Below are 9829 nucleotides of genomic sequence, written 5' to 3'. Positions count from 1 at the left end.
GTCGAGCTGCTTCAGGCTCTCGCCGTTCTTCCAGAAATGGAAGGAGGTCCCGAGCTTGCGCTGCAGGCCGATGCGCACGTTCTCCAGCACGCTCATGTGCGGGAAGACGGCGGAAATCTGGAAGGAACGGATGATGCCCTGACGCGCGATCTGCGCCGGTGCATCCATGGTGATGTCACGACCATTGAACAGGATCTGGCCCGAGGTCGGTACCAGGAACTTGGTCAGCAGGTTGAAACAGGTGGTTTTGCCGGCGCCATTGGGGCCGATCAATGCATGAATATGGCCGCGCTCAATTTGCAGGTTGACCGCGCTCACTGCCGTGAAACCCTTGAATTCCTTCGTCAGGTTTCGTGTCTCCAGAATGACGTCTGTCATGGTCTCTTCTTTCCCTTTGATGCCCGCGCCGGTTGATCCGGTCGTCAAGGCCTGCCTGCTGCGGTTGGCCGGCATCTTGTGGATGCAGGCGCCGCCGTTTTCTACCTGGCGAATCGAGAAGCTCGTTTTAATATTTGGCGCATAGTAGCCGGTTCGTACCATTCATACAATACGTATAAGTACCGTATCCGCCAGCGGCTGAGAATACCCCGGTTACGCCCGGGAAAGCAGGCTGGAAGCGACTTTCTCGGCAATCATGACAGTCGGCGAATTGGTATTGCCGGAGGTGATGGAGGGCATCACGGAGGCATCGGCCACGCTCAGTCCCGACACCCCGCGCACGCGGCAATGCGCGTCCACGACGGCCGCGGCATCGTCGCTGCGCCCCATGCGGCAGGTGCCGACCGGATGGAAGATGGTGGTGCCCACGTCACCGGCGGCGCGGCGCAGATCCTCTTCGCTCTGGTACTGCACGCCGGGCTTGTACTCCTCGGGCCGATAGCGCGCCAGGGCGGGAGAGGCGGCGATGCGCCGGGTCAGGCGCAGGGCGTCGGCGGCGACCTTCAGGTCTTCTTCGGTGGACAGATAGTTGGTGGTGATGCGTGGCGCCAGCGCGTGATCGGTGGAGGCCAGGCGCACGTGACCGCGCGAGGTCGGACGCAGATTGCACACGCTGGCAGTGAAGGCCGGGAAGGCATGCAGCGGATCGCCAAATTTTTCCAGCGACAGCGGCTGCACGTGGTACTGCAGATTGGCGCTGGCCTGCTGCGCGTCGGACCTGGCAAAGGCACCCAGCTGCGAAGGCGCCATCGACATCGGACCGCTCTGCATCAACAGGTATTCCAGTCCGATCTTCATCTTTCCGAAGAGAGTCGAGGCCATGGCATTGAGGGTCCTGGTGCCGTTGACCTTGAACACCATGCGCATCTGCAGGTGATCCTGCAAATTCTCGCCCACGCCGGCCAGGGCCTGGACCACCGGGATCTGATGCTGCTGCAACAGCGCAGGCGCACCGATGCCCGACATCTGCAGGATATGCGGCGAGCCGATGGCGCCGGCGCACAGGATGGTCTCCTTGGCCTCGGCCAGCCACTCGCTGCCACCACCGGTGAATTCGACGCCGGTGCAGACCGGTCCGTTGGTGCCCTGCTCCATGCGCAGCTTCCTGACGTGCGAGCCGGTCATGATGGTCAGGCTGCCATCCTTCATGGCAGGCCGCAGGAAGGCCTTGGAAGCGTTCCAGCGCACGCCGCGCTTCTGGTTGACGTCGAAGTAGCCACAGCCCTCGTTGTCGCCCCGGTTGAAGTCATCGAGCTTGGGGATACCGTTCTCGGCGGCGGCCTCGCGGAAGGCATCCAGGATGTCCCAGCGCAGGCGCTGCTTCTCCACCCGCCACTCTCCCCCGGCGCCGTGGAATTCGCTCTCGCCCAGGTGGTAGTCCTCGCTCTTGCGGAACAAGGGCAGCACCTGGTTCCAGCGCCAGCTGTCGTCGCCGGTGACATCCGCCCAGTGCTCGTAGTCACGCGCCTGACCGCGCATGTAGATCATGCCGTTGATGGAAGAACAGCCGCCCAGCACCTTGCCGCGCGGGTAGATCAGGCTGCGCCCGTTCAGGCCGGGATCGGCCTCGGTACGGAACATCCAGTCGGTGCGCGGATTGTTGATGCAGTAGAGATAGCCCACCGGAATATGGATCCAGATGTAATCGTCCTTGGCGCCCGCTTCGATCAGCAGCACCTTCTTGCCGGTCTTCCTGGACAGCCGGTTGGCCATGACACAGCCGGCCGTCCCGGCGCCGATGATGATGTAGTCGTATTGCCCTGCCGATTGCATGTTGTCTCCGCTATGTTCTTGTTATTGCCGTTGAGTTGCTTCGGCCGTTCGGCCTGAGTAGTCGCGTAGCGACGTATCGAAGGTGCGTCTACGGTGAATCTTCGATACGCGCCTGCGGCGCTACTCAGTCCGAACGGTCGGTATTGTCTCGTCGGCTTATTTGGCCACCGGCATGGTGAACTCCGCCCCCTTGCCGATGGTCGCCGACCAGCGCTGCATGATGGACTTGTAGCGCGTATAGAAGCGGATGCCCTCCTCGCCATAGGCATGGGTATCGCCGAAGAGCGAACGCTTCCAGCCGCCGAAGGAATGCCAGGCCATCGGCACCGGGATAGGTACGTTGATGCCCACCATGCCGACCTGGATGCGGCGCGAGAACTCATGCGCCGTATTGCCATCGGCGGTGAACAGCGACACACCGTTGCCATATTCGTGGGCGTTGATCAGCTGCACGGCCGAGGCGAAATCCGGCACCCGCACCACGCACAGCACTGGACCGAAGATTTCTTCCTGGTAGATCTTCATGTCGGTGCTGACGTTGTCGAAGAGCGTACCGCCGATGAAGAAACCTTCTTCATGGCCCGGCACCTTCAGGCCGCGGCCATCGACCAGCAGCTTGGCGCCAGCATCCACACCGCTCTGGATGTAGCCTTCCACCTTGGCCTTGTGGGCCGCGGTCACCAGCGGGCCCATCTCGGCATCGTCTTCCATGCCGTTCTTGACCTTCAAGGCCTTCACGCGCGGGATCAGGGCTTCCACCAGCTGGTCGGCCACGCTGCCCACGGCCACCGCCACCGAGATCGCCATGCAGCGCTCGCCAGCCGAGCCATAGGCCGCGCCGATGAGCGCATCCACAGCCTGCTCCAGGTTGGCGTCAGGCATGACCACCAGGTGGTTCTTGGCGCCGCCCAGGGCCTGCGCGCGCAGCGGGAAGGTGCCGGCGCGTTCGGTGGCCTTGCGATAGATGTATTCGGCAATCGGGGTGGAACCGACGAAGGAGACCGCCTGCACCTCAGGATGCTCCAGCAGCGCATCCACCGCCACCTTGTCGCCCTGCACCACGTTGAAGACGCCATCAGGCAGGCCGGCGCGCTTGAACAGTTCGGCCAGCATCAACGAAGGTGAAGGATCACGCTCGGAGGGCTTGAGCACGAAGCTGTTGCCGGTGGCGATCGCTATCGGCGCCATCCACAGCGGCACCATCACCGGGAAGTTGAATGGCGTGATGCCGGCCGTCACGCCCAGCGGCTGACGCAGGTTCCAGTTGTCGATACCGCCGCCGATGTTGTCGGTGAACTGGGTCTTGAGCAATTGCGGGATACCGGTGGCGAATTCGACGATTTCCAGGCCACGCGTCACCTCCCCTTTCGCATCCGAGAACACCTTGCCATGTTCCAGCGTGATGGCACGGGCCAGGGCATCGTGGTTCTGCTCGATCAACTCCTTGAACTTGAACAGCACACGGGCGCGCTTCAGGGGCGCGGTCTCAGCCCAGGCCGGTGCGGCGGCACTGGCAGCGGCCACTGCAGCGTTGACTTCGGCCACCGATGCCAGCGACACCTTGGCTGCGGCCGCGCCGGTAGCGGGATTGAAGACATCCTGGCTGCGACCGCTTTCCGAACGCGAGAGCTGGCCGTTGATGAAGTGGTCGATGTGCGGGAGGCTCATAAGTTTTCCTTTGGTGTTGTCGATGTCGGGTGAAGGTGCCGTCTCCTGCGCCTTCCTGCGATGCGTCGACCAGGTCGGGGTCGGCATGGAACAGCAAGAATAGTCCGCGCCCGAGCCCGCATCCAATGAGGAATTATCAAGAGCAATATAAAGGATGCTTATAATCCGTCTTTATTGTTCACATACTACCCACACGATTCCCACAAGCTATTCACCAGGATATCCACGGCCTTATCCACAAGCGGGACAGCCAAGATAAAACGGTGATCGCTGGAGATGATGATGGATTTGACGCAATTACGCGCATTTATCTCGGTTGCCCATGAAGGCAACCTGACCCGGGCCGCTGAAAAGCTGCATCTGACCCAACCCGCCGTCAGTCTGCAGATCAAGGGGCTGCAGGAAAGCCTGGGCCTGCAATTGTTCAATCGCAGTGCATCCGGCATGGTCTTGACGGTGGAAGGCAACACCTTGCTGCCGCTGGCCGAGCGTATCCTGGCCGATGTGCAGGAATTGCGGCGCCATGCCAGCGGACTGCGCTCCAGTGACGATGTCCTGACCGGAACACTGGCCATCGGCACCATCCTCGATCCCGAATTCATCCGTCTCGGTGCTTTCCTGAAGTTGCTGGTCGAACATCATCCGCGTCTGTCGACCCAGCTGTCGCACCACATGTCGGGCTCGGTACTCAACGAAGTACGGGCCGGGCACCTGGACGTCGGTTATTTCCTCGGCGATCCGGGCAAGGGCTTTCACGCCATGACGCTGACCTCCTTCACCTACAACGTCATCGCACCGGCGGGCTGGAAGAACCGGGTCAGTGGCAAAGGCTGGAAGGAACTGTCGCGGCTGCCGTGGATCTGGACACCCGCGGAATCGGCCCATCATCGCCTATTAAGCCGTATCTTCGCCCAACATCAGGTAAAACCCCATACTGTGGCCTTGGTCGACCAGGAATCCTCGATGCTGGACCTGGTCAAGTCGGGCGTGGGTCTGTCGCTGGCGCGAGAATCCATCGCGCTGAACCAGGCTCAGGCCCATGGTCTGGTAATCGCCGATGCGGTCGAGCTTTCCACCGAGCTGAGCTTTATTTCATTAGAAAAAAGACAACATGAAGATGCCATCAAGGCGGTGTTCCACTTGCTGCAGCAGGTCTGGCAGGCCTAGATGTTTCTTTTAATGCAACTTTTCGGATCAATCACCCGCTTAATCTGCCGACTTCACCGTTTTCTTGCCGAACCGAAGGGCTATTGATGCGAAGCTGGTGTTTGCCAAGGCTTTTGCACGTAGTCCTGGAGCTGGTAAACGGGTTTTTTGGAAAGATGTCCACCGCGTACGCTCTTCCGGTCTTTTAATTTAGATGTGGATATATATAAGTAGTAGTGATTGTTAACGTCGCCGAAAACTGTGGATAACTTGGTTTTCGCGAAAAAAATCAAGGATTTAGCTTTCTGATAAACGCTTGGTAAGCTTCTGCATTGCGCAGGCACAGATTCTGGACAAAATTTCTGCCTTGGATAAATCAGCCAGATATACCCAAAGCGCCCAGCAGATATGCAAAGACTTATCCACAGCAGCATGCAAACCCGGCGGGGCGATGAGATGACAAACGAAAAACGTTTCCTGGTGACACTGCAGCCATCAGGTTTGCAATTTGAACAAGTAAGCGCACTTTCCCTGTTGCAATCTGCCCTGCTGGCGGGCATCCGCATGCCGAATTCGTGTCGGAACGGCACCTGTCGGACCTGCCTGTGCAAACTGTCCACAGGGGAAATCGCGTACCAGATCGAATGGCCAGGCCTCACACGCGAAGAAAAAGCCGAAGGCTGGCTACTGCCCTGCGTGGCGGAGGCGCGGAGCGACCTGCAACTGGAGGTTCCCGACGCCCTGCGATTGCGAGAGAAATGATTTATCCACTGCGCTTTTCGACGGCAGGGACGACATAATGGCTGCGGCGAGCTGCTGTGGATAAGAAAACCGCCGTCAAGGGTCGTTGCTGCCCCTGAGTCAGTCTCGCAGTCTGCTCTGCCGATGCCCCTACCTGTTTTATCCCCAACGCGCCTGGCAGTCCTCTCAAGGCTTCCGGTGTCATCCGGGAAAAGCCTGTCTTTTCCCCAGTCCCCTGAACCGTCCTCCCGTCCCTCCTGATCTCGTGGCTTCGTGGGTTTGTGTCGTCTTGCCTTGTTGGCGCTGTTGCAGCAGGCGTGCGCATCCCCTCGGTTTTCAATCTAAGCTGTTTATAAAATTAGTAGTGATGGTTAACGACCGCCCCTCTCTGTGGATAACCTGGTTTACGGCAAAAAAATCAATTGTTTGCGGTCAGGATAAGCACTGGGGCAAGCTCTGTATGAGCCCATAACCGATCTTGGATAAAAATCGGCCTTTGGATAACTTTTTGACTTTTCCCCAATCGATGAAAAAGTTATTCAGAACTTTATCCACAGGGCGGCTGAATTTGCGAGAAATCACGGGTTTGCCCACCTAAAGCCAGGGAAGTCGTTGAATTCGGCCAGTTGGTCACCGATTTACAGCATTCCGACTGCGCCAGAGGGGGGATTGGAGGGGTTTTCGGGGCAAGGAGGGAGACTCCCTGCGTCAAAGGGCCGCCCACTGTTGCGGAAAATGGGCTCAAATTGATGCGGGGACAGGAAAGTTATCCCCTGCCCCCGCAGCAAAAATGCTCTGTTTTTGGACTGCCTATTTTTTAGGCGAACCTTTGCGTGCAGCCTGTTTGCGAGGGGGCGGCGCTTGCGGGGCCTTCTTCACTTCTTCCAGCAGATGGTCGCAGTCGGCCTTCTGGTCCCCATCCACATTGATCAGGGGCAGAATCGCGGTCACCGGTGCCAGCAGACCGAGGGCCACCGCACCGCCGGCGCGCAAGGCCAGCACGCCCTTGTCGACCCCCACGTCGGGATTCTTGAAGCTGCCCTTGACGTAGAGCGGGGAGCGCAGGGAAATGATGCGCAAGCCCTTGCTGCGAGGGTGCACGTTCAGGTCCAGCTGTTCGCGCTTCATGTCGATGCTGCCATCGACGACGATCAGCGCATCTTCGGTGTCGAGCAGCAGCGTCTTCACCTGCATGACGCCATCCTGGACCGGCAGGTCGCCGGCCAGGCAGTTCAGCTTCACCTCCTTGTCACCGAACAGCTTGCTGAGGACGACATTGCCCACGTTCAGGCCGGCCGCCTCCAGCAGAAACTTGCTGATGGCGCCCTGGTTGACCAGGGTCTTCACTTCGCCATTGGCCGAGCCCAGCATCGCCGCCACCGAGTTACCGGTGGCGCTGAGCCTGGCATCCCCGTTGATTTCGCCGAAGCTGGTGCGTGACGCGTCGAGCTGCGGATACAGCTTCTGGATCTTCAGCTTGCGCGCGGACAGCTTCATTTCGGATTTCATCTGTGCCCCCTGGCCATCGAGCCGGATGGTCGAGCGAAGATTGCCGCCGGCCATACCGAAGTTGAGCGGCTCCAGGCTCAGCACCTTGTCCTTGAGGATGAGATGGGCCTGCAGATCGCTGATCGGCAGATCCTTCTGACGGATGATGCGCTTGCCGGTGAAGCGGACATCGGCGTCCAGCGCCCCCCACGCCTGTGTGCTGAAGGTCTTCACCGGCAGCACCTTGTCGGCGGGCTGGCGCTCCTCTGCGCCGCGCTGGGCCTTCTCGGCATTGGAGTCGGCCCCGATCAGCGGCGCCAGGTCATCGAAGCGCAGCACATTGGATGTCAGCGCACCGGTCAGTTGCGGGCGCGCCCCGCCGGTCACGTAATCCAGGCTGCCGTTGATGTCGCTATCCCCGACCTTGCCGCTGAAATCCTGGTAATGCCACTGACTGCCGCTGGCGCCAATCTTGCCGCTCAGGTGGCCTTCGGTGGCGAAGGGCGGTGTCTCCGGCAGCAGGATGCCGGTCAATGGATACAGGTTGCCCATGCTGGCGCCGGAAATCGAAAGCCGCAGATCCAGCGCTGCCAGTTCGGCCGGCTTGGTGAGGGTGCCGCGCACACCGATGGCGGTCTTGCCCACCTTGACCTGTGCCTCCAGCGGATACGGTTGTTGCTGATCCTGCAGCGACAGCACGCCCCCGGCCTTGCCCGCCCCGCTGACCGGGGCGCCGTTGAAGGTCCCGCCCAGCTTCCATCCCAGGCCATAGACCTTTTCCTTCTCCGGATCGAGCGTGTCGATGTCGGCCTTGATATCGATCTTTTGCACGGCATCGTCCAGCGCCAGCTTGCCCTGGCGCAGGCTGATGCGCCCGGGCGTGACGCGCCAGGTCGACGGGCCGTCGCCACCGTTGGCGAAGGTCCAGTTGTTCACAGCCGCCCGGTTGCGCAGCAGGCTTATCGAGGCGCCCTCCACATCCAGCGCAGGCAGAGAAATGTTGTGCACAAGCAGAGGCAACGGGTTGAGCGTGAAGCTGAGCAGCCGCACGGTGGCCATCTGCCCGGCGCCTGAAAACACCGGCGGATTGCCGACCCGGAGGTCGCGGGCCTGCAGGCGCGGCCAGGGCACCCAGCGCGCCCAGAAGCCGCTCTCGGCCGCCCCCGCATCGGGGCGCTGCCAGTGCAGCGAAAGATCGCCGTCGATGGCGAACTCGCGACCGATGGCCGTCGAAACGCGTTCGTTGATCCAGGGCTTGGCCCGGTTCCAGTCGAAAGTGAGGATGAAGATGACCGCGGCGGCGATCAGGATGAGCAGGCTGGCAAGCAGCCAGAGCAGGATTTTGGTCAGGCGCGACATCGCTTCGGCGTCCCCTCTGTAGGGTTATCAACATGCGCCAATGCCCGCCGACAGCGGCTTTCCCGAGCGCCAGTCTCTATGGCGCCTGTGGATAAATCAGACCGGGAAAGCCGTGTGCTGCCTGCATCGCATCAGCGCTTCATGTTGATACGACCGAATTCGTCATGTGTTGTTGCAGACAAGTGAGCACGCAGCCACTTGTGGGCCGGATTACGGGCGTCGCGTTCGTGCCACAGCATGTCCACATGCTCTTCCGGGGTCTGGAAGGGCAGTTCCTTCACCACCAGCACCTCGGCCATCCCGGTGGCGGCCACCAGGTGACGCGGCAGCACGGTGATGAGTTCCGAACTGGCCACGATGCGGCCGGCCGTGAAGAACTGGTTCACCGTCAGCAGGATCTTGCGTTCCCGGTTCATGCCAGCCAGCACGTCATCAATCACCGCATGCGGCTTGCCCGACAGGCTCACCAGCAAGTGATCGGCGCTGCAGTAGCTGTCCAGCGTCAGCGGCTGGCCCGCCAGCGGGTGGTTCTTGTGCATCACGCAGACATATTGACCGGTGTAGAGCCGGGCATGGCTGATCTGGCTCTTGGCCATGCCCTGGCCATCGGCCAGCTGGGCGGTCACGCCGGGGAAAAAGCCTACGGCCAGGTCGATGTCGCCACGCAACAGCATGGCACGCGGGTCACGCGTGGTCAGCGGCATCATGCGGATCTTGATGCGGGGGGCGTCGCGCATGATGGTGCGCACCAGCGAAGGCAGCCACAACGCCGCCGTGGCATCCACCATGGCCATTCGGAAGGTGTTCTGGGCACGCGAGATATCGAAGCTTTCCGGTGCGATCACCGCTTCCAGCTCGGACAAGGCCCTGCGCACCGTCGGCCACAGCTCCTCGGCTCGCGGCGTGGGCTTCACCCCGTGCGCGGTACGGATGACCAGATCGTCATTGAGAGTGTCGCGCAGGCGCCGTAGCGCATTGGAGACAGCCGGCTGGGTCATGGCCAGCAGATTGGCCGCGCGTGTCAGGTTCTGCTCGGTCATGACGGCGTCGAAAACGCGCAACAGGTTCAGGTCCAGGGTCAGAAAGCTCATAGGGCGTGCCTTTGCGGCAGGAAAGGAGTCAGGGAGAGAAGGCTGGAGCGGCGGTGATGGCCGGTCGAAATATTATTCACAGATAATATAACTGATATCCGAAACGGAAAGTGGTCAAACAAATG

The 9829-nt window shown here is 60.7% G+C and carries 7 protein-coding genes; 2 read left to right on the top strand and 5 right to left on the bottom strand.

Annotated elements, in window-relative coordinates:
* From VE092_RS13815 to VE092_RS13805, 3 genes are all read right to left on the bottom strand, one after another.
* A partial coding sequence (locus VE092_RS13815) for an ATP-binding cassette domain-containing protein (protein WP_324877628.1) occupies positions 1 to 378 on the bottom strand: 378 nt, incomplete at its 3' end.
* Positions 379 to 591: 213 nt separating this feature from the next.
* Positions 592 to 2211 (bottom strand): GMC family oxidoreductase, encoded by a 1620-nt coding sequence (locus tag VE092_RS13810; RefSeq protein WP_324877624.1) that lies wholly within the window; start codon positions 2209 to 2211, stop codon positions 592 to 594.
* A gap of 156 nt (positions 2212 to 2367) precedes the next feature.
* A complete protein-coding gene (locus VE092_RS13805) occupies positions 2368 to 3879 on the bottom strand; it encodes a CoA-acylating methylmalonate-semialdehyde dehydrogenase (protein WP_324877622.1) in 1512 nt (503 codons plus the stop codon).
* Positions 3880 to 4161: 282 nt separating this feature from the next.
* On the opposite strand from VE092_RS13805, the gene VE092_RS13800 reads away from it, so the two are divergent.
* Positions 4162 to 5046 (top strand): LysR family transcriptional regulator, encoded by an 885-nt coding sequence (locus VE092_RS13800; protein ID WP_324877619.1) that lies wholly within the window; start codon positions 4162 to 4164, stop codon positions 5044 to 5046.
* A 435-nt stretch (positions 5047 to 5481) separates the two neighbouring features.
* Complete coding sequence (locus VE092_RS13795) at positions 5482 to 5787, top strand: 2Fe-2S iron-sulfur cluster-binding protein (RefSeq protein WP_324877617.1); 306 nt, start codon at positions 5482 to 5484, stop codon at positions 5785 to 5787.
* A gap of 789 nt (positions 5788 to 6576) precedes the next feature.
* On the opposite strand, the gene VE092_RS13790 is transcribed toward VE092_RS13795, so the two are convergent.
* Positions 6577 to 8613: an AsmA family protein gene (locus VE092_RS13790; protein WP_324877615.1), complete on the bottom strand. Its 2037-nt coding sequence runs from the start codon at positions 8611 to 8613 to the stop codon at positions 6577 to 6579.
* A gap of 131 nt (positions 8614 to 8744) precedes the next feature.
* Entirely contained in the window at positions 8745 to 9704 is a 960-nt protein-coding gene (locus VE092_RS13785; RefSeq protein WP_006463443.1) for a LysR family transcriptional regulator, read from the bottom strand.
* Positions 9705 to 9829: the final 125 nt, after the last annotated feature.

Origin of the sequence: Herbaspirillum sp. (assembly GCF_035644555.1) — a bacterium.
Lineage (GTDB): Bacteria > Pseudomonadota > Gammaproteobacteria > Burkholderiales > Burkholderiaceae_D > Herbaspirillum.
Note: the sequence above shows the minus strand (reverse complement) of the source record. Positions and strands in the feature narration are given on the sequence as shown.